This window comes from Ignavibacteria bacterium (assembly GCA_017302895.1).
Lineage (GTDB): Bacteria > Bacteroidota > Ignavibacteria > Ignavibacteriales > Ignavibacteriaceae > UTCHB3.
Genome location: JAFLBV010000001.1, coordinates 235,965 through 259,266 on the forward strand (window position 1 = coordinate 235,965; position 23,302 = coordinate 259,266).

General features: G+C 42.8%; 15 protein-coding genes. 6 read left to right on the plus strand and 9 right to left on the minus strand.

Going from position 1 to position 23,302, the window contains the following annotated elements; genetic code table 11:
* Positions 1-91: 91 nt before the first annotated feature.
* A complete protein-coding gene (locus J0L60_00900; GenBank protein MBN8544664.1) occupies positions 92-2,839 on the plus strand; it encodes a carboxypeptidase-like regulatory domain-containing protein in 2,748 nt (915 codons plus the stop codon).
* 31 nt (positions 2,840-2,870) lie between these two features.
* Positions 2,871-4,463: a T9SS type A sorting domain-containing protein gene (locus J0L60_00905; protein ID MBN8544665.1), complete on the plus strand. Its 1,593-nt coding sequence runs from the start codon at positions 2,871-2,873 to the stop codon at positions 4,461-4,463.
* A gap of 225 nt (positions 4,464-4,688) precedes the next feature.
* Here J0L60_00905 and J0L60_00910 read toward each other — a convergent pair whose 3' ends face one another.
* Positions 4,689-5,162, minus strand: coding sequence for a nuclear transport factor 2 family protein (locus tag J0L60_00910; GenBank protein MBN8544666.1), 474 nt, complete (start codon positions 5,160-5,162; stop codon positions 4,689-4,691).
* 61 nt (positions 5,163-5,223) lie between these two features.
* Between J0L60_00910 and J0L60_00915 the strand changes: the two genes are divergently transcribed.
* Positions 5,224-5,904: a DNA alkylation repair protein gene (locus J0L60_00915; protein MBN8544667.1), complete on the plus strand. Its 681-nt coding sequence runs from the start codon at positions 5,224-5,226 to the stop codon at positions 5,902-5,904.
* Here the strand turns inward: J0L60_00915 and recG are convergent.
* From recG to J0L60_00950, 7 genes are all read right to left on the minus strand, one after another.
* Positions 5,901-8,096: an ATP-dependent DNA helicase RecG gene (gene recG, locus J0L60_00920; protein MBN8544668.1), complete on the minus strand. Its 2,196-nt coding sequence runs from the start codon at positions 8,094-8,096 to the stop codon at positions 5,901-5,903. The two genes, J0L60_00915 and recG, sit on opposite strands and share 4 nt — an antisense overlap.
* 12 nt (positions 8,097-8,108) lie before the next feature.
* On the minus strand, positions 8,109-8,951 hold the full coding sequence (locus J0L60_00925; GenBank protein ID MBN8544669.1) for an EcsC family protein: 843 nt from the start codon (positions 8,949-8,951) through the stop codon (positions 8,109-8,111).
* Positions 8,948-10,420 carry a leucyl aminopeptidase gene (locus tag J0L60_00930; GenBank protein MBN8544670.1) on the minus strand — a complete coding sequence of 491 codons (1,473 nt, stop codon included), beginning with the start codon at positions 10,418-10,420 and terminating at the stop codon, positions 8,948-8,950. Before J0L60_00930 ends, J0L60_00925 begins: the two co-directional genes overlap by 4 nt.
* On the minus strand, positions 10,413-11,417 hold the full coding sequence (locus tag J0L60_00935; protein ID MBN8544671.1) for a bifunctional oligoribonuclease/PAP phosphatase NrnA: 1,005 nt from the start codon (positions 11,415-11,417) through the stop codon (positions 10,413-10,415). Before J0L60_00935 ends, J0L60_00930 begins: the two co-directional genes overlap by 8 nt.
* Before the next feature lie 26 nt (positions 11,418-11,443).
* On the minus strand, positions 11,444-13,129 hold the full coding sequence (locus tag J0L60_00940) for an STAS domain-containing protein (GenBank protein MBN8544672.1): 1,686 nt from the start codon (positions 13,127-13,129) through the stop codon (positions 11,444-11,446).
* 226 nt (positions 13,130-13,355) lie between these two features.
* Positions 13,356-14,390, minus strand: coding sequence for a 2-oxoacid:ferredoxin oxidoreductase subunit beta (locus tag J0L60_00945; protein MBN8544673.1), 1,035 nt, complete (start codon positions 14,388-14,390; stop codon positions 13,356-13,358).
* A complete protein-coding gene (locus tag J0L60_00950; protein ID MBN8544674.1) occupies positions 14,383-16,224 on the minus strand; it encodes a 2-oxoacid:acceptor oxidoreductase subunit alpha in 1,842 nt (613 codons plus the stop codon). The genes J0L60_00945 and J0L60_00950 overlap by 8 nt, the downstream gene beginning before the upstream one ends.
* A 207-nt stretch (positions 16,225-16,431) precedes the next feature.
* Between J0L60_00950 and J0L60_00955 the strand changes: the two genes are divergently transcribed.
* The 3 genes from J0L60_00955 to J0L60_00965 all read left to right on the plus strand — a co-directional run bounded on the left by J0L60_00955 (position 16,432) and on the right by J0L60_00965 (position 22,016).
* Entirely contained in the window at positions 16,432-17,076 is a 645-nt protein-coding gene (locus J0L60_00955) for a carbonic anhydrase (GenBank protein MBN8544675.1), read from the plus strand.
* 188 nt (positions 17,077-17,264) lie between these two features.
* Complete coding sequence (locus tag J0L60_00960; GenBank protein MBN8544676.1) at positions 17,265-21,197, plus strand: CHAT domain-containing protein; 3,933 nt, start codon at positions 17,265-17,267, stop codon at positions 21,195-21,197.
* A gap of 105 nt (positions 21,198-21,302) precedes the next feature.
* The gene (locus J0L60_00965) at positions 21,303-22,016 is read left to right on the plus strand and encodes a YebC/PmpR family DNA-binding transcriptional regulator (GenBank protein ID MBN8544677.1); all 714 of its coding nucleotides are present in this window, start codon (positions 21,303-21,305) and stop codon (positions 22,014-22,016) included.
* Between the two features lie 81 nt (positions 22,017-22,097).
* Here J0L60_00965 and J0L60_00970 read toward each other — a convergent pair whose 3' ends face one another.
* Positions 22,098-23,126 (minus strand): virulence RhuM family protein, encoded by a 1,029-nt coding sequence (locus tag J0L60_00970; GenBank protein ID MBN8544678.1) that lies wholly within the window; start codon positions 23,124-23,126, stop codon positions 22,098-22,100.
* Positions 23,127-23,302 lie beyond the last annotated feature (176 nt).

The window sequence follows — 23,302 nt, forward strand, 5'->3', positions numbered from 1 at the left end:
TTAACATTACCTTAACATTTGAACCCGTTATTTGGAGCGTCGAAGAAAAAAAATAGAGGAAAAAATGATTCGCACAAAAAAGAACAGTTTAATGAAGTTTATAATTTTCTTGTTTTTATCAACAACGGCAATCTTTGCCCAAACAGGAAGCATCACCGGAAAAATAAAGGATAAATCTAACGGTGATCTTTTAACAGGTGCAAATGTTGTGGCGGAAGGAACCAAACTTGGCGCGACTGCCGATCTGGATGGTAACTATACAATTGCCAAAGTCCCAGAGGGCGTTTACACCATTAAAGTTTCTTTCATCTCTTACAATGCAGTTAAAATTGAGAAAGTGGTTGTAAAACAGGGACAGACCACCAAAGTTGATGTTTCGCTCGAAGCTGCCACTGCAACAATGAAAGAAGTTGTTGTAACCGCAGACGCTCTTCAAAACACAGAAACATCGATGGTTAAAAATTCGAAAAATTCCCTTGTGATTGTCGAGGGCTTCTCCGGCGAAATGATTAGTAAAACGAGCAGTTCAGACGGTGCCGATGTCCTTAAGAAGATGACCGGTGTAACGATTACCGATGGAAAGTATGCATATATTCGCGGAGTTGGTGATAGATATAACAATACGATGCTGAATGGAGCAAACCTTCCGAGCACTGATCCTGAGAAAAAGTCATTTTCATACGATATTTTCCCGGCAAACCTTATTGAGAGTATCGTCACTTCAAAAACCTTTACTCCCGACAAACCGGCAGATTTTTCAGGCGGGCTTGTACACATCAAAACAATTGAATTCCCCGACAGATTTTTCGTAAATCTAAGTCTTTCCTCGAGCTACAACACTTTCGGAACAGGAAAAGATGCACTGACCTATCAGGGTGGCAGAAGATGGCTTGGAAATGACGACGGTACGAGAGCACTTCCCTCAACAGTCCCCTCGGGCAGATTGAGCAGCGCAGACCCCGTCGCTTTGCAGACAATAGGCAGATCTTTCTCAAACAAGTGGGCTACTTCAAACACATCACTTCCGATGAATACCGGTTTTAACATCTCTCTCGGAAACAGATATTCATTTTTCGAAGATCATCTATTAGGAATTATTGCTTCAGTCACATATTCAAACTCGAATGAATCTGAATCACTTGAAAGGAACAACTACACTTTCTCAGGTCCGAGATTTGAATACACCGGTAACAACTACAGAAATTCTGTAATGATGGGAGGATTGTTAAATCTCTCCTACAGAATCGGAGCAAACAACAAGGTAAGCTGGAAAAATGTTTTCAGTCAGAACTCTGATGACGAGGTGACAAAATACAAAGGTGACTATTACACAAATCCCGATTACAGAGAGCAGACGACTCTAAGATATGTAACCAGAAATCTTCTTTCCACTCAGCTTCTTGGTGAGCACTACCTCGATGTTTTACAGGGATTGAGAGTAATGTGGAATGCAAATTATGCGATCTCGAAAAGGGATGAACCCGATGCAAGAAGATTTGTCTACTCCAGACTCCTTGATGAGACTGATCAGCCGTTAAGATTCCAGATGGATCAGTCGGTTGCAACCAGATATTTTGCCGGACTTACTGACATCAACCGTGGTGCAAATATTGATTTCAATCTTAAGCCGTTCGAAGACCCCAATCTGCCCTCGATAAAAGCAGGTTTCGCCTTTGACTTCAAAAACCGTGAATTTGGTGCAAGAAGTTTCGGATACAAAAATGTACCCGGCGGCAATTTTGCTAAAGAGGACAGCATTCTTCAACTTTCAGTTGATCAGATTTTTAAGGATGAAAACATAGTTCCAAATTTCATCCAGATAACAGAGATGACGAAACCGTCTGATTCATATCAGTCGAACCAGACAATTATGGCATCATACTTTGCACTCGATTTCTCCCTTTTTGAGAGAGTAAAACTGATCACCGGCTTCAGATATGAAAAATCGGAGCTTGAACTCTCGTCAAAAACCCTCACAGGCGAAAATGTGAAGAGCAAACCTGAATATAACGACATTCTTCCGAGTGTGAATCTTACCATTCAGCCAACCGAACAGATGAATGTTAGACTTGCTTATACCAAAACACTGGCAAGACCTGAATTCAGAGAGACTGCACCATTCAGCTATTTTGATTTTCTTGAAAATGAAATTGTACAGGGAAATCCCGATCTGAAACGAACACTCGTAACAAATTATGACCTCAGATTCGAGTATTATCCTGCAAGAGCTGCGGACATGTTTGCAGTCGGACTCTTCTATAAAAACTTCGCTGACCCGATCGAGCAGGTTTTCCTTCCATCCTCATCATTCGAACCGATCAGAGGATTCAAAAATGCGAAGAGCGCAAACAATTTTGGACTTGAACTCGAAGTGAGAAAATCACTCGATTTCATAAGTCCGACACTTTTTGGTGTGGCTTTTGTCGGAAATGCAACTTGGATCAAGTCAGAGGTTGAATTTGAAACCGGCAATACACAGTCCACATATCAGGAAGCAACAAGACCTATGCAAGGTCAGGCTGAATATGTTCTGAATGCCGGTCTGTACTATGACCATTTTGAAGGCGGGTTCTCTGCATCACTGGTTTACAACAAAGTTGGACAGAAAATTTTGAAAGTCGGCTTTGCCGGTCTTGGAGATATCGTTGAGCTTCCGAGAGATCAGGTTGACATTTCGGTTTCTCAAAGAATCCTGGAATCACTTACACTTAAGTTTACGGTAAAGAATCTGCTCGCACAGGATTACATAGCAATGCAAAAATCACCATTGGGTGACAGAGCTTCGAGCAGAATAAAAAGAGGAAGCGACATGTCTCTGGGCGTTTCCTGGAAGTTTTGATAAACAATCATCAACAATATAATGAGGCAACATGTCTAAATCATTAACTTTCGTTTTCACACTTTTACTGGCGGTTTCAGCTTTCGCTCAAACGGTTTTGGAAGGTGATATCACAACCACAGTGAATCTGACTTCGAACAACACCTATCTTCTTAGAGGTTTTGTGAGAGTACAGTCGGGTGGTATCCTGAACATTCAACCGGGAACAAAGATCTTCGGTGAGAATTCAACTCAGGGCTCTTTGGTTGTGAAACCCGGCGGTAAAATATTTGCGGAAGGAACTGCCAGTCAGCCAATCGTTTTCACCTCCGAGTTCACAAAGCCCGGCGCAAGCAGACCACCAACATACGGTGACTGGGGTGGAGTGATTATTCTCGGAAATGCACCGATAAATGTACCCGGCGGCACAACTTCAATAGAAGGACCCGGAGATTCATACGGCGGCAACAATCCCGATGACAACAGTGGTGTTCTCAAATATGTAAGAATCGAATACCCCGGTATCGCATTCTCACTGAATAACGAAATTAATGGTCTCACCCTCGGCGGTGTAGGAAGAGGCACTTTGGTAGAGTATATTCAGGTATCCTACAGCGGTGACGACTCCTTCGAATTCTTCGGCGGAACTGTAAATGCAAAATATCTCATTGCATTTAGAGGATGGGATGACGATTTCGATACTGATTTTGGATATACCGGCAAGTTGCAGTTCCTTTTTGGATTGAGAGATCCTGAAATTGCCGATCAGTCAGGTTCAAACGGATTTGAATCAGACAACGACGGAACGGGCTCAACCAATCAGCCACTTACTTCACCTGAATGGTGGAATGTAACCCTGATTGGCCCAATATCCACATCGGGACAGCAGATCAACAGTCTCTTCAGAAGAGGAATGCACCTCCGCAGAAACTCACAGAACAGAATTGCCAACGCAGTGATAGTTGGATGGCCCACAGGCCTCCTTCTCGACAGCAAAGGTACTATCAACGGTGCTGCCAATTCAACCATGTATGTCAAGAATTCCGTAATTGCCCAGTGCAATAAACTTCTCGATACTGCAAGTTCAAACGGTACTTTTAATATTTCGACCTGGTTCAACACAACAATGAGCGGAAGAACCTTCTCTGCAGCAGCCGACCTTCAGATGGTGAATCCTTTTAATCTTGCCTCACCAAACGCCACTCTTGTTTCCGGCTCACCACTTCTTACAGGAGGTTTGACTCCTCCAACCGATGCCTTCTTTGATCCAACTGCCACTTTCGTTGGTGCTTTTGGAAGTACAGACTGGACAGCAGGCTGGGCAAACTTCAATCCTTCGGGTGCAACAAGTGTAAAGGAAGACCAACTTTCAAACACTCCTGCTGATTTTGAACTGTCGCAGAATTATCCAAATCCATTCAATCCTTCGACTAAAATCAGATTTGCCCTTCCTGAAGCCGGCAATGTAAAACTTTCAGTTTACGATGTACTTGGCAGACAGGTAGCTGAACTGGTAAATGAATTCAGAGCAGCCGGCACTTATGAAGTTGACTGGCAGGCAGACAATCTTTCCAGCGGTGTTTATGTTTACAGACTTGAGTCAGGAACAAAAAACATTAACCGCACAATGAACTTGTTGAAATAGTACCTCTACTCAACATACTTCGACACCGGGGCTCCTTCGCAAGAGGGAGTCTTTTTTTTAAATGCAGTAATGCAGTAATCCAATAATGCAGTAATGCAGTAATCCAATAATTCAATAATTCAATAATGCAGTAATCCAATAATGGGCGGAATTTCAGCCTTCAAACTTCAAACTTCAGCCTTCGAAAATTCAGCCCTCAGAAATTCAGCCTTCTCGATTCATCCTTCACTTTATTTTTGGTAATGATCCATGGAATTGAGTGATTAGCCAACGGGAGCCGTGCTTTTCGAGGACACCGGTGTAGCGGATGTTATTGTTTTCGAATACCCCGGCAGCGGTCTGATATTGCTGGTCGGCGATGATCGCAAACCATGCGGTGGTTTTTGATTGGGACATCCTGATTTCTTTACATTTTATCGTAAAATGTGCTGACTGCATAATTTTGGCAGCCTGAACCAGGTGTTTCCTTGTTTCGTCCCAACCGAAAAATTCTGATTTGTCGTATAGTCCGAAGACCACCAGTTCGGGCGATTTGAACCAGAGTGAGTCGTGGGAGAGTGTATCTCTTGTTTCGAAGGCTTTGAAAAGTTTGTCGATGGTATTAAAGACATGGAAATTTTCCTGAGGTTGTTTGTTTTCTCTCACACAACCCGAGAGGAAAAGAGACAGAAGAGTAACAGCGAAAAAAATCTTTTTCATAAGAACCGTATTTTTTTTAATATGCAATATAGATTTTTTAATAAAAGGAAGTGAGAAAAAGATGACGCTTGATGAAATTAAGAAGTGGCTTGAGGAGAATAAAGAAGAACGAGGGATAAAATCGTGGGAAAAAGCAGGGTTAAAAGAAATGTCCACTTACGGCATCGGGCTGACCAAACTGAAAACTTTTGCGAAAAAGATTAAAAAAGATCCCAGGCTTGCCGGTGAATTGTGGGAAGAGCCTGTTTATGATTGCAGGATTCTGTCGGTACTGGTTGACGATCCTAAACTTCTGACACGGGAGAGGGTTGAGGAACAGATAAAACATGCACATTTTTGGATGATGTCTTATGCTTATGTTTCGAATCTCTTGAAGGAAGCTCCATTCAAGAGGGACCTGGTGTTCGAGTGGATCAATGAAAAGGACAATCTGAAGAGAAGAATGGGATTTGCGATGCTGTCGGGTGTGATTAGTGCCGAAAAACCGGTGAATGTTGAGTTCGCCTCCGCAATAATCGACCGGATTGAGAAGGAAATAAATTCAGAGGAGAATTTTGTAAAAGATGCAATGAACAATTGTCTTCTCAGTTTGGGACAAATCAACAGGGAACTCAATGAAAAAGCGGTTGCCGTAGCTAAAAGAATCGGTAAAGTGGTGGTTGATTACGGGGATAACTCGTGTGAGGCACCTGACTGTGTGAAACACCTTACTTCACCGAGGTTGCAGGCAAAACTGGGTTAGCCGACTCCGTAAAAGTTCTCACCCGAAGCAATCTGTGCTTCAAGTGTCTCTGCAATTATTTGATGTTCAACCTGTTTAAGGTCGGGGTCGTTCTGGATGATATTTTGGGCGAGGTCTTTCGCTTTTAGCATGATTACTGAATCATTGGCGAGGTCGCAATACTTGAATTCGGGGATACCGCTCTGTTTTTTGCCGAAGATATCACCGGGACCCCTCATTTTCAGATCGATTTCCGAAAGCTTAAACCCGTCGCTGCTTTCTTCCATTGCCTTTAAGCGGGTGATAGACCTTAGTCTGTCCATAACAGCCTGGGGGAGGTATTCCGCTTTTTGTTTGATTCTTGCGGCAGAGGCTACAATTTCGTCTTTTGTTACCAGAATACAATAAGACTGTGAGGCGCCCCTTCCGATTCTTCCACGGAGTTGATGGAGCTGTGATAGACCAAACCTGTGGGCTTCATTAATCACCATCACTGTCGCATTTGGAATATCAACACCCACTTCAATGATTGTCGTGGAAACGAGAACATCATATTCACCGGCAGCGAACCTGTTCATTATCTCCTCTTTTTCGTTCCATTTCATTCTACCGTGCAGGAGAACGATTTTTAGATCCGGGAGCCAGTTGGTGCAGATTTCTGTGAATCCCTGCTCAGCGGCTTTTAAGTCCAGTTTTTCCGATTCCTCGACAAGGGGAAAGACTATAAACGCCTGACGACCTTCCCGTACTTGTGACCTGATAAAATCATATATTCCTGACAAAGCAGATTCTCCGCGGATAGCTGTTCTGACAGGAATTCGGTTTGCAGGCAGTTCATCGATAATTGAGACATCCAGTTCGCCAAAGACTGTCAGAGACAGAGTTCTCGGAATGGGAGTGGCGGTCATAACGAGAACATCGGGAGTTGCTGATTTTCTCATCAGTCTTGCCCTTTGTTCCACACCGAATCTGTGTTGCTCATCTATTACAAGAAAACCAAGATTTTTGAATTCAATATTTTCCTCGAACAGGGCGTGCGTACCGACTATGATATCAATTTCACCGCCGGCCAAAGCTTCGAGAATTCTCTTTTTCTCCTTGACCTTGGTGCTTCCCGTCAAAATTTCAATCACCGGGGAAGTGGCGCTTTTAGAGGATTCAATATTACTCAGAAGCTTTGAAATCGACTTAAAATGTTGTGATGCCAGCACTTCAGTAGGAACCATCAAAGCAGCCTGATACCCCGAATCGACGGCAATCAACATTGAGATAAGGGAAACGACAGTCTTACCGCTTCCCACATCCCCCTGAAGTAGTCTCATCATAGGCTGAGGGGAGAGCATGTCAAGCTTAATTTCGTGCAGTACTTTAAGCTGTGCCTTGGTTAAGGAAAAGGGGAGTGAGTTCAGGAAATCTTTGATAAGCGAGGTTTTTGGTTTAAATTCAATACCATTCGATTCCTTTTTATAGCGCTCTTTTTTGGAAAAAGCATTCAACTGGTAGTAGAAGAACTCTTCAAATTTCAGACGATGATGAGCTTTTGAGATAATCTCCATCGATTCAGGCAAGTGCAGGGCTTTTATTGTTGCCTGCAACGGCAGTAACTCGAGTTTTTCGAGGATATATTTGGGAAGAGTTTCATGAACAACGGGGAGAAACCTGTTAAGCGCTCCCTCTATTATTTTTCTGATTCCCGTTTCACCTAGGTTAGCTTCTTTGAAAAACTGATTTACAGAATAGACAGGGATTATTTTTCCCGTATTGAAGAAGTTTTCACTCTCTTCGTTCGTTAGCTTGTCAAAGGCAGGATGCATAATCTGGAAATCGCCTCTTTTCGAGAGGGATGGTTTACCTGAAATGGCGAGAGTTTGTCCTGTTTGGAAAGTCTTTGCAAAATATTCAATTCCCTGAAACCAGATGCAATCAAGTTCTGCAGTGTTGTCAATTACCCTCACAGCGAGCACTTTTTTATTGCCGAAGTGCATCACTTTTGATTCCTGCACCTTTCCAATCAGAGTGATTTCGCCTGTATAGCCTTTTTTTACATGTTCGTAAGCTTTCCCGATTGTCAGGATTGTGGTCCGGTCGATATGTCTGAAAGGGAAGTAGAACAGTATATCCCTTACCGTATTCAAGCCTGCACTCTTGAATGCCTTTGCTCTCGCAGGACCGATCAGAGGGAGAGTACTTACGGGTTGGGAGAGCCTGTCCATGTTAAGTTGATATCAGTCTTCTTTTTTTGTTTTCAACCGGGCAGCGATTCTGTCGTACTCTGCCTCAATCAGTTCGGGTGTATATTTTCTCTCCAGTCTTCTGATTGAGAAATGTGCTGTGGCAATCTGCTGATAAAATTCGGTAAAGAGGTAGTTGATTGTCGCTCCGCCGGCAGCTCCGATAATGGGTGTCGCCTGTCCTACGAATTTGATCAGAACATTCTGACTGAATCTTTCTGTAATCTTGCCAAGAAATTTGCCGAGAATACCTGACGCCAGCTCACCAGCAAAATGTGCTTCCAGTCTGCCTGCCAGCGCTGCAATTTCCCGCGAAAGTAGAATTCTGATTGCATAGTATGAGGAATTCATGGCATCATCAGCTTTGTTTTTTGAACCAAAAGCGAAAACCTGAACACAATTCAAACGGGTTTCGAGAGAAGACATATCCTCTCCGTTCATTTTGGCAATTTCGGCTATTGAGCGAAGCATAACGGTCGTAGTGAGTGGAAGTTCGATGGCGAGAGCCGTAAAGCCGAATAGACCGGCACCACCTCCGAGAACACTTGCAACTAGTTTGTGTATCTTTTTACTGTCGTGTTCGGTATTTGACTCGACATACTCGAGAGTCTTTACTGCAAGGTTGGTACCTTTCAGAAGGGCATCGTTGGTAATGTCTGTAATCTTGTTTCTGCTTCCCTCGGGAAGTTTTTCAACCAGTTTTTCAATTGGTGAGCCAATAAAGTTGGAAACCTTGATAAAAAACGAAGGTTTCTCGATTATTTCCACGCATTTTTCGAGTTCAAGAAAATCGTCATAACTCATTTCTGCCGAAAAAAGTTTTGGGTCGTTGCTCATTTTATATCTCCAAGGAAACCGGTTAAAAGTCTTACACCAAAACCGGTCATCCATGTTTTGGAGTAACTGGTTGTGTTGTTGTGAATTGCGGGTGCTGCGATATCGAGGTGTGCCCATGATATCTCTTCTTTGACAAACTTCTCAAGGAATTTTGCTGCAGTTATTGCTCCGCCATATCTTCCGCCTGTATTTTTTACATCTGCCACATCACTTTTGTTGTATCGGTTGTAGTGGTCCCACATTGGCAGTCTCCATACGAATTCAGAGGTTTCGAGACCCGATTTATAGAGCTTGTCGGCAAGTTCATCATCTTTTGTAAATAGTCCCGCTGCCACTTCGGCGAGAGCCACGGCGCACGCACCCGTGAGAGTTGCAAGATCGATCATGATTTCAGGTTTTTGTTCCGAGGCGTAAGTCAGGGCGTCTGCAAGAATTATCCTTCCTTCCGCATCGGTGTTGTCCACTTCGACAGTCTTACCCGAATATGTGGTGACGATGTCGCCGGGTCTGTATGCCGAACCACTCAACATGTTTTCAGCAAGGGGAATAGCCGCAAAAACCCTGAGTGGCATTCCCATATTGATCACATTAAGCATTGTTCCGGTAACCGCCGCAGCACCTCCCATGTCAGCTTTCATCCATCCCATGTTTTGAGCCGGCTTTATTGAGACGCCGCCTGAATCGAAGGTTACTCCTTTGCCAACCAGGGCTATGCTTTTTACTGCTTCAGGGTGTTCATATTTAATAATTGCCAGTCTTGGAGGAACAGCACTTCCGCCACCAACTGCCAGAATTCCGCCCATGCCCATTGCTTCAAGTTTTTCGATGTCAAATATTTCGACGGTCGTATGTGGCAGATTGGAAAATATTTCAGCGATTTTAACGGAGAATGTCACGGGATTTATCACACTTGCGGGTTCATTTGCGAGCTCGCGTGCAAGAAAAACGCCTTCCATTACCTGATTTGCAGCTTTTGTAGTTCTTTCTCTCTCATCAAGAGTTCCGCCAATCAGGTTTATTTTAATTTCACCTTCATTTTTATCTGAAAGGTAACGGTCAAATTTATAGCAACCCAGCCACACACCTTCGATAAGTGACTGATAAAGATAGTCTGATGACTTAAAAATTTCGTCGTACTCAAGGTGACAGGGGAGAATTATGTTGACAACTTCAACAGCGGATGAGAGTGAAATAAAAAAATCAGCGGTTTTATCACGAAACATGTCGGCTGACAGGTCTTTCCGCTTCATCCTCAGGATTGAGAAGTTGGTAACATCGTTGTGGCAATTTAGTCGCGAACTTTTCCCGAGAAATGCTTCCCTGTTAAGAGGAGTCAATTTAATCGAATATTCCTCACAGAATTTATCAAGATTACCTTCAAGATTATCATTGTCATTAATAAAAAAGAGGGTTAAACTTTTTGGAGATACTTCTATTGAATCTGTGAAATAAAAAACAGGTTTAAGCATTCTGAGTGACCTCTGTAGTATTGTCTAAAATGTAATTGATTATTTCTTCCTGTTTCTCAAGAAGATGGTGATCTCTGATTCTTATTCCCGATGCCTGACGGTGTCCGCCGCCGCCGAAGTTTGCAGCAAGATCTCTGACATTATAATCTCTTTTACCTCTAAGAGAAACCTTAAAACCTTCTCTAAGTTCGATGAACATTGCACCGAGTTTTACACCTTTGATGGTCATGCAATAATTAATGAAACCCTCGGTATCCGACTCAACTGCGCCTGTTTCAATGAAATCGGACTGGGTAAGTGTCATAACAGCGAATCTTTTATCTTCCCCGTAAATCTTCAAGGAATTTAACGCCTTGCCGAGGAGTGCAAATTTACAAAGATCATCCTGACCGTAGATCAGGTCGTTAATTTCAATTGGAATCACTCCTTTTTCGAGAAGTGTAGCTGCAATTCTGTGAAGTTCGGGGGTGGTTCTGTCATACTTGAAATTTCCTGTGTCAGTTGCAATACCCGAATAGACGGGGACGGAAATTTCATAGTCGAGTTCTGTAATATCTGTTTTTGCTACCAAATCATAAATTATGTGACAGGTAGCTGCATAACCGGGATCATCGAAAATGTTATCAAAAATTTCTTCGGGCTCGAGGTGGTGATCGATACAAATTTTCAATTTCTCTCTTTGGTAGAAGAGGGGAGACATTTTTACTGTCCTGTCTGCTCGATTGAAGTCCAGAGCGACAACTACATCACAACTCAGGAAATACTCAGAGTGAATCGCAGGATCAAAATTCTCAATTACCCCATCATTGTCCAGAAATTCGAGGAAGGGGGGCGTTTTACTGAAATTCACAACTTTAATCTTTTTCCCAAGTCTTTTGAGAATCGTATACACTGCCATTTCCGAACCGATTGCATCAGCATCCGGATTCACATGAGTTGTTATCAGGAACGAATTGTTTCCTTTAAGTATTTCTGCTATTTTGATAAAGTCGATCATTCAATATGTTTCAATAAGTTAAAAAATCAGGTCATAACAGTTTTGTCGGTCAGGTATTTCAGAGTCTCATCAAGAGAGCCGAAAAGATTGTCCTCTCCTATTTTGTCTATGATCCCGCTTCTGGTCAGTTCGAAAAGAGGCTGTTTGTGAATGCCTGAAATAACGAGTGATGTGCCGTCTTTTTTCAAGACATCCACCAGGTCTTCAATGGCTTTAAGTCCTGAACCGTCAATTACAAGAAGTTTGCTTACTTCTAAAACAAGAACTTCCGGTTTTTTGTTCATCCCGCGGATAGTGTCTCTAAATTGATCGACAGCACCGAAGAAAAGAGTACCATACACTTCGAAGATTTCGACACCTTTCGGAACGGGAAGTGAAGGTTTCGTCATCTTGTCCTCACCCTCATCAGGCAGGTACAAGCTTTGGGTGATGAGTTGAGTCTGAGTGACATCCGACATTTTTTTGATGAAAGTAAGTGCTGCGAGAACCAGTCCCACTTCAATTGCGACGGTTAAATCGATAAAAAGTGTCAGAAGAAAAGTGTTCAACAAAATAAGTTTGTCGGCACCTGTACCCTTTAAGGTTCTGAAAAAAGCGTGCATTTCGCTCATGTTCCAGGCTACATAGATCAGGATGGCAGCAAGAACAGGAAGTGGAATCAGCGAAGCAAGATCAGCAAAAAGCAGCATCGTCACGAGAATTACGATACCATGAATTACTCCGGCAACGGGAGTTTTTGCTCCACTTTTGATATTTGTTGCAGTTCTCGCAATGGCACCTGTAACAGGAATACCAAAGAATATCGGCGATATAATGTTACCCACACCTTGAGATACCAGTTCCATGTTCGATCGGTGCCTTGAACCCATCATTCCATCGGCAACCACTGCAGAGAGAAGCGATTCAATTGCCGCCAGCATCGCTATTGTAAATGCTGGCGAGAACATTTGAGTGAACACCTGCCAGGAAATCTGTGGCAATCTCGGTTCCGGAAGTGAGTTGGGAACAGCTCCAAACTTTGATCCGATGGTATCGACGGGCAGGTTAAAATAATAAACTGCGAGAGTTCCTACAATGATGGCGATCAGTGATCCGGGAATTTTGAAATTGTATCTTCCCCATACAAATATAAAGAGTAGAGAAATCGCTCCAATTCCCAAAGCGTAGTAATTTATTTTTTGAATATTTTCCGAGAAGACGATCCATTTATCTACAAAGTCAGCGGGTACCTTGGCAATTCCAAGTCCCAGAAAATCATTTATTTGACTGGTAAAGATGATAATTGCGATACCTGTGGTAAACCCGATGGTCAGAGAGTAGGGGATAAACCTGAGGAGTATGCCGAACTTCAACAGTCCAAGCACTACAAGAAAAATTCCCGCAAGAAGTGTAGCAACTGCGAGTCCGTCATATCCGTACAGCTGCACGATTCCGTATATTATTACGATAAATGCCCCTGTGGGTCCCGAAACCTGCGATCTTGATCCGCTCAAAAGGGAAACAAACAACCCTGCAACTATAGCAGCGTAGAGCCCTTGTTCCGGTTTTACACCTGATGCTATGGCAAATGCAATTGCGAGGGGAAGCGCGACAATTCCGACTATAACACCGGCGCTTAAATCTGAGAAGAATGTTTCTTTTGAGTAGCCTTTTGCAAGGAGGGAATAAATTTTAGGAACGAACTCTTTAGGCCAGGAAAACTTGATTTTCATTGTTGTTCTTACAAAAATCTAAAAATTAAACCTTAAATATACCAATAAACGAGGGAAGAAAGGTTGCGGAGGAGCGATCTCATCACAATCTTGAAGTTGATTGTACCCCAACGATTCAACTGCCGAAAATTAAAAAACAAAAAAAAGAGGCAGAAAATTAAATTCTGCCCCTTAAAATCCATCCAAATATTACTGCATTATTGGATTACTGCATTATTGGATTTACCTATTCCACCGTCCAGACATTGCCCTGGCCAATCAACTGCTCAAAGGAGGTGACTTTTTTCACTTCTTTCACATGATTGATCTGCTCGACAACGAGGTCTTCATAGGTTGGTTTCTCGAATCTTCTGAAGCAACCAATCGGAACAGGGAGATCAGGGTTTTCGATAAATTCAGCCAGGATGAAGGCTCTTACCGGTGAAGGATCCACTTCCTTGTGTACCCAAACATCGTTAATCGAGTGAACACCATCATTCAGATCGATAACTATGGGGATATCACCGTCAAGTTTGATGCCTTTGTCGCGGTTTTTACCGAAAATCATCGGTTGACCATCTTCGAGAACGAGTACATGGTCAGCTTTGGTTTCTTTGTCGGTAAGATGAGCATAAGCACCATCGTTGAAGATGTTGCAATTCTGGTACACTTCTATCAGGGTGGTTCCGTGATGAGCTGCAGCCTTTTGCATCATCTCCTGCATGTGTTTCGGTTCGCGGTCGATGGTTCTTGCGTAGAAGCCGATTCCGGCACCGAGAGCAACCATTGCAGGTTTGAAAGGATAATCGACACTTCCGAATGGAGTTGATTTTGTTTTCTTTCCCTGTTCGGAAGTCGGGGAATACTGACCCTTAGTCAAACCGTAGATACGGTTGTTGAAAAGGACCATTTTAATCCCGATGTTTCTTCTGCAGGTATGGATGAAGTGGTTTCCACCGATTGAAAGGAGGTCACCGTCACCTGTTGCCATCCAGACGGCGAGTTCGGGACGGGCAATTTTCACACCACTTGCAATTGAAGGGGCCCGACCGTGAATTCCGTGCATTCCAAAGGTATCCATGTAATAGGGGAAACGGGAAGAACATCCGATACCGGAAATCCAAACGAAATCTTCCTTCTTTACACCAAGAGAAGGGGATACTCTTTGCATCTGAGCAAGAATCGAATAATCGCCGCAACCGGGACACCATTTAACATCCTGATTTGACGCAAAATCTTTTGCAGTCAGTTGAACTGTTGGGATCTGATTTTCATTACTCATTTTCGACTCCGAGCAGATTTAGTATCTTTTCTTCAATTTCAGATGCTTTGAAAGGCAAGCCCTGAACTTTGTTGTATTGAATGATATCTATGAGATATTCGCTCCTAAGTACCATGGCAAGCTGTCCAAGATTTATCTCAGGGACGAGAATCCTCTTGAATCTCTTCAGAACATCACCGAGGTTTTTAGGAAGGGGGTTGATATATTTTAAGTGAGCCTGGGAAATTTTAATATCCCGGGCTTGAATTCTGTTCATTGCTTCGTTTATTGCACCGTATGTTGAACCCCATCCGAGAACGAGAAGGTCGCCTTCCTGTTCACCGCGAACTTCAAGTTCAGGAATGTCATTTGCGATATTCTTAATCTTTTGATCTCTCAAATTGATCATAAACTCGTGATTTTCAGGGACATAACTTACATTACCATAAATGTGGGATTTTTCCAGTCCGCCGATTCTGTGTTCCAGACCTGGGGTACCGGGTATCGCCCATGGTCTCGAGAGATTTTCATCTCTGAGATATGGATAAAATTCCTCTTTTTCCGTTCTGAATTCAATTTTCAGTTCAGGAAGTTCATTTTCAGCAGGGATTCTGAAAGGTTCCGAACCCTGCGAGAGGTAACCGTCGGAGAGAAGAATTACCGGTGTCATGTATTTGGTTGCTATTCTTGCAGCTTCGTAAGCCATGTGGAAACAGTCAGCAGGAGTTGAAGCAGCGAGAACGCAGACAGGGGCTTCGCCGTTTCTGCCGTAGAGAGCCTGCCAAAGATCTGCCTGTTCTGTTTTTGTGGGAAGACCGGTACTTGGACCGCCTCTCTGAACATCGACAATGATCAGCGGAAGTTCGGTCATCACACCAAGTCCAACGGCTTCCATTTTGAGTGCAAGCCCGGGTCCTGAAGTGGTGGTAAGAGCAATATTTCCTGCAAAAGCAGCTCCAATGCAGGCACATATAGCAGCAATCTCATCTTCAGCCTGGAATGTTTTTACTCCGAAGTGCTTAAAGTTGCTTAGCTCATGCAAAATTTCCGATGCCGGGGTAATAGGATACGAACCGAGGAAAAGGGGAACTCCACTCTTCCATGATGCGGCAACCATACCGAGTGCAACTGCTTCGTTACCGGTAACATTTTTATATTTTCCGGGGGGAAGCTTTACGGGCTCAAGGAAAAATCTGGTTGTAAAGAGCTCTGTCATTTCACTGTAGTGATAACCAGCCATCAAAGCTTTTTTGTTTGCTTCCAGGATGTCAGGTTTCACTCTGAACTTGTTTTCAATCCATTTGATAGTGGGTTCGACCGGGCGACTGAACATCCAGAACATTATTCCGAGTGCAAAGAAGTTTTTGCATCTCTCTTTTTCTTTAATGGAAATATTAACGCCGTCGAGAGCATTCATGACCGCTTTGGTCATGGGGACCCGTAGAACATTGTATCCTTTTAAAGTGTCATCTTCAAGTGGATTGCTCTCATATTTTGCCAGTGACAAGTTCTTTGAATCAAAAGATGACTCATTGACAATGATCGTGGCAGTAGGTTTTAAATCTTTTATGTTCACTTTTAACGCAGCAGGATTCATCGCAACGAGCACATCAGGATGATCGCCGTGAGTTGTGCTTTCACCGCTGGAAAAGTGTATCTGGAAACCTGAAACGCCATTGAGAGAGCCGGCGGGGGCGCGAATCTCTGCAGGGTAGTCAGGAAGTGTGTTTAAATCATTGCCGGCGATTGCGGAGGAAGTGGAAAACTGCAATCCCGTTAACTGCATACCGTCGCCCGAATCTCCCGCGAACCTGACGGTAACATCTTCAACCTTTACAAGTTGTTTTTCAGCCATTTTTTCATCTCTTAGTTAAAAAATGTATCCCCGTTTTGGAAAATTCTCCAAAATGGTAAAGAAATTTAATAAATGTTGTTATTAAAAACTAATGATTTACCGTTACCTGAAAAAATATTTTACAGTGTGAAAGAATTATTTTTAAAATTGAATAAAAATAACTGATATTTACCATCCATTTATTCATTATTTAATCGGAGTACTATTATGGCGAAGCGCCGTATAAATCTAATCTTTTCTTTAATCATCTTCTGCAGTTTATCACTTTTCGCACAAGTCCCGGCTGATCAGGCAATAAATTTACTTATTGCAGGAAACAATCGTTTCGTTACAGGCGAATTAATGCAAAAAGATTTTGCAACTGAAGTCCAAAATTTGAAAGACGGTCAAAAACCCTATGCGGTAATACTCTCCTGTTCCGATTCGAGAGTTGCCCCTGAAATAGTTTTTGATGAGTCATTGGGCAAATTGTTTATCGTGAGACTGGCTGGAAATGTTGCCACACCGGAAGCAATCGGGAGTATTGAATATGCGGTTGAGCATCTCGGTGCAAATCTTATTCTTGTACTCGGGCATGCCAAATGCGGCGCGGTATCAGCAACTGTAAGCGGTGGAGAACTTACACCAAATATTGAGAAAATTGCTCAATGTATCGAACCTGCTGTTGTCAGTGCGAGAAATGACGGCGGAGACGCTGATCTGTTAAACAGATCCATTCACTTCAATGTGGATCTTCAGGTCAAAAATCTGACAAAGAACAGCCCGACACTTGAACATAAACATCACTCCGGCGCTCTGCAAATAATCGGTGCATATTATGATCTGGCAACCGGTCAGGTTATAATGCATTAAAACAAAAGTTTTCAATTTTGATATGAAGAGGTTGATCCGGGAGATGTTCCGGGCAGCCTCTTTTTTTTGTTTTTACTGTTTTTATGGGAAATTAGATCATAATTGATTAGTTTAGTTGATCAAATTTTTGATTGTTGAGACAAGGGAATCAACAAAAGGAAACCGTAAAACGAAAGGTATTTGTGATCATGAAAACGACCGTTTTTCTGATTTTGATCGCAGCCACAATCTTCACCCGGACTTATGGACAGGATCTGAGTGAGGATGAAAAATTGTTCGCAGCATATTTTGCGAACTTCGCCGGAACAATTTCAACCGTAAACATAGAAGACGGAGCTACCGACAGCACTTACTTAAAAGCTGTGACCGCGCTTAAGAGAATAATCAACAAAGACCCCTCCCGGGACCTCCTCAAATTGATACACCTGAACCTTACATTCAGCAAAGGAATCAAACCTGCGCTCCTCGAATATGCAAAGACAACCTCTCCCGAAAAAGGTGATCTCGTGATGCTCGCTCTTTACGAATATATAATAACCGAAAAAGAGTTCTATCCTGAAGTGACGGCACTATTTTCGAAATTGAAGGGGAAGATTCCGTTTCAAATTTCACCTGCTTATCTCTATTTCATCGAATGCTGGTCTTCTCTTCCCGCAAAAGAGGATGATGCCACCCCAAAAGCGGGCGACATTTCACTTCTTAAAGACAGGACAGAGCGGAATAAAAACATTTTTCCCGACGAAAAGGAATATTTCAGGGACAACTATCATAAAGGGCTTGCATGGTTCGACACCCTTGAAATCGTGAACGATACTCAATTCCCTTTGAGCCTCTTCATAAAATATGAACCTGCGATTGCTGAAGAACTAATCAGGATTAAAGGAAAAGAAAAGTGGGTTGAGCCGGCTTACGCAAATGATGAATCCGGCTTGATTGCTGCTTACAACGGCTATTTTGTTCCTCTCTTTGCAGGGATTTATGATGAAGAGTACCTGCTGAGAACAGCGGCTATGGCTGACGATGGATCTGAGGCTTCAATCCCCATCGTGGAGACGGTTTTCTGTTATCTGGCTGCAAACAACAGTAATTCTCCACTTTTGAAAGCTCAAAATGAGCAACTTACAGGTTCTGTCGAAAACATTCATGAGACAACTTTTCCATGGCTGGCAGCTTACAATCTGAAGAACAATCCTAAAAAATTATTATCTGTCATTGAGGGCTTTCAGCGGAAAAATCCGAAATCGCTGATGGCACTTGAATGGAAAAAGTACTATTTCACCGAAGTTGTTCCCGACAAAATCAAACTTTCGGAGGTTGAAAAGCAACTGGAGGAATTCACACCTAAGGAATGGTCGTATAAAATCGCAATGGGCCGGATCGCGTCAATGATCGATTCTCTCCGGTTCAAAGCTGCCGAGGACTCGTTGATAAAACTAAAATCGCAGCTTGAAAATGATTTTCTCTTTCTCTCTACCGAATATTTCGATCTAACGGAGATGCTTCGAGACCTCTACATCAAAACAGGTGAATATTCGAAGTCATTTGAAGTGCAGAAACAAAAATATGGATTGTTAAAACAATACTTCATGCCGGGGAATGAGCTGCGAATGCGTAATGAGAACCAACTCGCCGAAAACTACCGGTATCTCGGTAAATTTATCGAATCCAGGGAGATTCTGACGGAGTTGTTGCGGGTAATCGATTCTTTGGATATTAAAGGAAGCGACAGTTATACCGATGCCTTGCTTGGAATGGCCTTTACGATGCAGCAGGCAGGTGAAACCGAAAAATGCGACCTGTTTATTGATTCTGTTTACAACCTGATTATATCAGGTAAAGTTGAGCAAAATCAACAGAAAATAAAGCTGATTCCACAGTTGATCGATTACTACAACCAGAAGGGGAACCCTGAGAAATCGGAAAAACTGCTGGAATTATTCGAAAAATCTGTGTCAGGCGGGGATTTGGGCTACAGGTTCAGGGTCATCAGGATGCGCTCCGAACTTGCCATGATTTTGTTCAGGAAGGGCGACAAGGAAAAATCGGGAGTTTTGCTCGGTGAACTTTCAAAATCATTTATCGAACTTCCCGTAGCTTCCGACAACGACTGGATGAAGGCATTCGGGAACCTTGCTTTTTTGCACAACAACATGTCCTATAACAAGGGACACCGCAATTTTTATAAATTTCTGAAAAAAAATTCAGAACTGATTCTTCAGGTGAGAGATCCTTATTTCGTAAATGCACTTACCAACATTGTGGAGTTTTACCATCGGGAGGGCGATTTCAATCCCGCTCAGGATTTCCTGCTGGAGGTAATCAAAAAGCAAAAACAGAACTTCAGTGAATTGAATCCCGACTACCTCCTTATGACTGTGAAGTTGATCGAACTTATGGGACGCAGAGGAAAAGGTGAAGAGTTCTTTAAGCTCTACAAAGAACTCATCGATGTGCAGGCGAAATATTTGAGGGAGACACTTCCACTTCTTACCGAGAACGAGCGGGAAGTGATGATGAGGAAATTCATTCAGATAAACGAATTGTGCATGTCGGTTTCGATGAAACATTTTGAATTTAATCTCGCTGCATACGGACTTTATTATGATAACCTGTTGCGGATAAAGGGATTGAAGCTTGCTGCCCTGAAAAACGAGCGGCAACGGATGAGAAAAATCAGTGATCCGGGAAAAATTGAGAAGATCAGAAAGCTCGATGACATAAAAAACCTCATCGGAAAACTTTACAGTTTCACGAAAGCTGAAAGAGCTAAAACAGGATATGACCTTGAATCGCTTGAGATTGAAGCAAAAATGATTCAAAATGAACTGAACACTTCCACTCTGACAGGTGACTCACTGATCGACCTTTCAATTACATGGCAGGAAATCAGAGAAAACCTGAAGGAAGGGGAGGCGGCTATCGAGGTTTTCAGGTTTAAGCCGTATGATGCAGCTTCTCCTGATTCTGTTCACTATCTCTATCTCATAGTTACACCTCAAACCATCGACCACCCTGAGATCGGCTTTCAGTATCTCGGAAGGCAACTCGAAGGGGAGGCATTCCGTGCCTTGCAGGATGCTTCAAGAACAGTGGATACCGATTATTTCACCGAAAATGAGATAAAAACCCTCAAAGATTCGTACAACTTCTTTTGGTTGCCGATCCAGTATCATCTGCAAGGGGTAAAAAAGATATATTTCTCGGCTGACGGGGTGTACCATAAAATAAATCCCGCTGTTTTGATTAATCCCGCCACGGGGAAGTATCTCTACGAGGAATACGAGATAGAATATGTAACCAGCACAAGGGTTTTGGCAGGCAAGGAGAAAAAGCGCAGTGAAGGAAAAGGAAACTGGTTTTTTGGATATCCCGACCTGTACAATTTCGAATTTGACAGGAATAAATCTGTAAATCAGGAAAGTGACCGGAGCATGATTCCCGTCGAAGCGGGAAATGACATAAAAAGGTACTGGCTTTCTGACATTCCCGGTACAAAGAGGGAAGTGGAGACCATCGATTCGTTAATCAAGGTCCGCGGTTTGGAATCGCATCTTTTTACCGGTGTCGATGCCAATGAGACAAAAATCAAACAAATAAAACTGCCGCGCGTGCTGCACATCGCATCTCACGGATATTTCATAAAAGACGAGGATGTGGCTGAAGACAAGGTTTATGGATTCGACAGGGGAATTGTAGCCCAAAATCCTCTCCTAAGGTCGGGTTTGTTCCTTGCCGGTGCGGGAGTGTTTTTGGACAGCGACCCGTTTCAGTGGAAAAGCCCTGAAAACGGAATCCTTACTGCACAGGAATGTCTGAATCTGGATCTCGCCTCAACAAATCTTGTGGTTCTCTCGGCATGTGAAACCGGTCTTGGAACAGTCCAGAATGCAGAGGGGGTTTATGGACTTCAAAGAGCTCTTATGGTTGCCGGTGCAGAGAGTATCATCATGAGTCTTTGGAGGGTGCACGATACCGCAACGATGGAGTTTATGGTTAGCTTCTATTCAAACTGGGTAACGACAGGTAACAAGTTGCGTGCATTCGACATGGCAAGAACCGAAATCAGAAACAAATACAAACTTCCCTATTATTGGGGTGCATTTGTTATAATTCAGGATTAATTCGGGAATTTTGGCGGTCAATGTTCCCGGAACCCCCAATTAGATTTGATGAACAGCTAATTTCTGTTTAAATTTGCATATTAATTAATCAAAAAAACGAGACTTATGGGCAGGATATTTGAGACGCGTAAACATACGATGTTTGCACGCTATGCCAAAATGTCGGTTGCATTTAATCGTGCAAGAAAAGAAATAGAAATTGCGGTGAAAGCGGGTGGTCCCGATCCTTCCACCAATTCGAAACTCAGACTGGCAATGCAAAACGCTAAAAGCGTCAACATGCCAAAAGACAGAGTCGAAGCCGCCATTAAAAGGGCTTCGAACAAGGATACCACCGGGTATCAGGAAATTACCTATGAGGGAATTGGACCTCACGGTATCTATGTAATTGTTGCATGTGCCACCGACAACACAACCAGAACGGTTGCTAATGTGCGGCACCACTTCAAAAAAGGGAACGGCACTCTTGGAAACTCAGGAAGTGTAGCGTTCAACTTTGAGCACAAGGCATTCTTCAAATTGAAGAGAGCTTCCGTGGCTGATGTCGACGAGCTCGAGCTTGAACTTATCGATTTCGGTTTGGATGAACTGGATAGTGACGATGACTTCGTTTACATCTATTGTCCTTACGAGGAATTCGGTAAGATGCAGAAAGCTCTCGAAGACAAAGGTGTTGAAGTGGAGAGCGCCGAACTTCAGTACATTCCAAACATGTACAAAGAACTCGACGAAGAGCAGAGAAAAGAGATGACCGAACTCATCGATCTCCTCGAGGACGACGAAGATGTGGTGGCTGTTTACCATAACATGCAAACATAATTTCCGCTAAAACTTTACAAAAGGCTGTCTGATTTCGGGCAGCCTTTTTTTTGATATAAAATTGATTAATCGGGGAAACAATTAATCTTGAAGCATCTGTGTTTTCGCCTCGTTATATTTGTGTTGTTGTTCAAGAAGACGGAGTTCTTCGAAGTCGTCACGATCGGAATTGTAAGCGTCTTCCTTTCTTCTGCGTTCGTTAAACTTATCGTAAATCTCGTTTACCTTCTCTTCCATTTCAGCATTCGTAACTTTTCCTGATCCTTTAAGGAGATTTTTGTCGTTCAGTTCGATAATCTTATTGATATTTTCCTTCCAGAATTTCATCGTGATATCTTTTCTGTTTTTTGCTCTTAGTTCGGCGGTTTCGAGGAAGACGACAACAAAACGGTTTAGCGAGTCAATTTCATCCTCAGTCAGGTAGTTTTTTGCGATATAGATATCCTGTTTTCTGACAACGGCACCCTTCCATGAGGTAAGAGCCATATTTGGTTTGTTCTCATCCGCTCTGCTTATAACAATTTCAGCGGCGGTTTTACCTGTGATAGCAAAGAGGAGTTTGTTTTGTGTTTCGGCAAAAAACATCTGTGTGGCTTTATCTGAAGAGTCATAATCACTCGAGAGGGCGAAGAGGTCCCGTACTTTTTGATAGAATCTTTTTTCGGAGGCTCGGACATCCCTTATCCGGGCGAGGAGTTCGTCAAAATAGTCGGGTCTGCCGTCGGGATTTTTGAGTCTGTCATCATCCATGACAAACCCTTTTACCATAAATTCCTTGAGGTTCCGGTTTGCCCATTGTCTGAACTGTGTGCCTCTGAAGCTCTTAACGCGAAAACCGATAGCGAGAATCATATCAAGGGAATAGAATCTTACATTATATTTTTTTCCGTCAGCGGCAGTTGTAAAGTAATACTTTACAACTGAATTTTGCTGTAACTCATTGCTATTAAAAATCTTACGAACATGATCGCCTATATTTTGTTTAGAGGTGTCAAAAAGTTCTGCGATTTGATCCTGACTCAACCAGACGGATCCGTCTTTTGCCATGAGGGCCACGGAGCCTTTTCCGTCGGGGGTGTTATAGATAATTATTTCCTGTCCGTCGGTCATAATATTCTCCGTAAGAAAAGTTTAATCTTTGTGATGCCAGTCAGGAATGAGGTATTGGCTATTTCCCAGAGCCGTGATTCGAGTTGCTTTTTTTGGTCTTCCAACATGACAAACCTTTAAACTCTAATTTTTATAATCATCGATTTTTGAATTTGATAAATTTAACAATGACGCAA

Coding starts and splice junctions, on each gene's coding strand:
- J0L60_00970 (MBN8544678.1), bottom strand. CDS start 23,126: ATGACCGACGGACAGGAAATAATTATCTATAACACCCCCGACGGAAAA.
- J0L60_00935 (MBN8544671.1), bottom strand. CDS start 11,417: ATGATCGACTTTATCAAAATAGCAGAAATACTTAAAGGAAACAATTCG.
- J0L60_00925 (MBN8544669.1), bottom strand. CDS start 8,951: ATGAGCAACGACCCAAAACTTTTTTCGGCAGAAATGAGTTATGACGAT.
- J0L60_00945 (MBN8544673.1), bottom strand. CDS start 14,390: ATGAGTAATGAAAATCAGATCCCAACAGTTCAACTGACTGCAAAAGAT.
- J0L60_00960 (MBN8544676.1), top strand. CDS start 17,265: ATGAAAACGACCGTTTTTCTGATTTTGATCGCAGCCACAATCTTCACC.
- J0L60_00950 (MBN8544674.1), bottom strand. CDS start 16,224: ATGGCTGAAAAACAACTTGTAAAGGTTGAAGATGTTACCGTCAGGTTC.
- J0L60_00915 (MBN8544667.1), top strand. CDS start 5,224: ATGACGCTTGATGAAATTAAGAAGTGGCTTGAGGAGAATAAAGAAGAA.
- J0L60_00940 (MBN8544672.1), bottom strand. CDS start 13,129: ATGAAAATCAAGTTTTCCTGGCCTAAAGAGTTCGTTCCTAAAATTTAT.
- J0L60_00965 (MBN8544677.1), top strand. CDS start 21,303: ATGGGCAGGATATTTGAGACGCGTAAACATACGATGTTTGCACGCTAT.
- recG (MBN8544668.1), bottom strand. CDS start 8,096: ATGGACAGGCTCTCCCAACCCGTAAGTACTCTCCCTCTGATCGGTCCT.
- J0L60_00900 (MBN8544664.1), top strand. CDS start 92: ATGAAGTTTATAATTTTCTTGTTTTTATCAACAACGGCAATCTTTGCC.
- J0L60_00955 (MBN8544675.1), top strand. CDS start 16,432: ATGGCGAAGCGCCGTATAAATCTAATCTTTTCTTTAATCATCTTCTGC.
- J0L60_00910 (MBN8544666.1), bottom strand. CDS start 5,162: ATGAAAAAGATTTTTTTCGCTGTTACTCTTCTGTCTCTTTTCCTCTCG.
- J0L60_00905 (MBN8544665.1), top strand. CDS start 2,871: ATGTCTAAATCATTAACTTTCGTTTTCACACTTTTACTGGCGGTTTCA.
- J0L60_00930 (MBN8544670.1), bottom strand. CDS start 10,420: ATGCTTAAACCTGTTTTTTATTTCACAGATTCAATAGAAGTATCTCCA.